The organism is Acetobacter sp. DsW_063 (assembly GCF_002153745.1).
Classification (GTDB): Bacteria; Pseudomonadota; Alphaproteobacteria; order Acetobacterales; family Acetobacteraceae; genus Acetobacter.
Genome location: NZ_JOPL01000152.1, coordinates 1 through 868 on the forward strand (window position 1 = coordinate 1; position 868 = coordinate 868).

Genomic DNA, 868 nt, shown 5'->3' on the forward strand with positions numbered 1-868 from the left:
CTGCGGAATGGCCGTGAACCCGGATACACTGGTCGCGCAGATCGAAGGTGGGCTACTTTTTGGATTTACGGCTGCACTTTATGGGGAAGTTACTTTGGAGGGAGGAAGAATAGATCAAAGTAATTTTCATAATTATCGCTTGATGAGAATTAATGAAGCCCATCATGTTGAAGTGCATATTGTTAACAGTGGAGAGGAGCCTGGGGGGATAGGAGAGGTTGGGACCGCCGCAGCCTTTCCTGCATTAAGCAATGCTCTTTTTTCCGCCACGAAAGAAAGATATAGAAAATATCCGTTTAAAATAAAATGATATCTATCTATTTCATAATAATTTTAGAAAATCAAACATCTACTACGATGATCTCTTAATATCATATTTGTTATTTCCGGTCGTTTATTTCAATTCTTGATATTCGGTCCTGAAGGTATATTCCTTAGAGCCGGTTTGGAAATTCATGGATGAGCGTTTCTTCGGGTGAGATTGACGCCCTTGGCGACGAAGATCACGGCCTGTGAGACATCGATGCGGCGCTCGTAGTCGCGCACGAGGCGTCGCCGTCGGGTCATCCATCCGAAGGTTCGGCCCACGAACCGGTGCCAGGGGAGAACCTCAAAGCCTTTCGCTCAGTCCCTGCGACGAATTACCTCGACGACGAAGTCCAGGCAAGCAGCATTGTCCATCAACTGGAGCCGGTCATAGGCACCGTCCGCGAACAGATGCTTGACCCGCGGCCAGCGCTTGCAGATCGCGTCCGGGATCATCTGCGCTCCGGCGCTGCCGGAGATGTCCGCCGGCGTCAGGTTTACCATCAGCAGGCGTGGTGCTGTCACGTTAACTTTGGCATTTTGAGTTACCGGTTGGCGTGAC

Annotated in this window: 1 protein-coding gene and 1 pseudogene; one reads left to right on the forward strand and one right to left on the reverse strand. The window is 49.8% G+C overall.

The window, feature by feature from the left end; translation table 11 throughout:
• A partial coding sequence (locus HK28_RS13450; RefSeq protein WP_143217438.1) for a molybdopterin cofactor-binding domain-containing protein occupies nt 1–310 on the forward strand: 310 nt, incomplete at its 5' end.
• A 143-nt stretch (nt 311–453) separates the two neighbouring features.
• On the opposite strand, the pseudogene HK28_RS13455 reads toward HK28_RS13450, so the two are convergent.
• Nucleotides 454–868, reverse strand: a pseudogene (locus HK28_RS13455) (transposase); the annotation flags it as partial.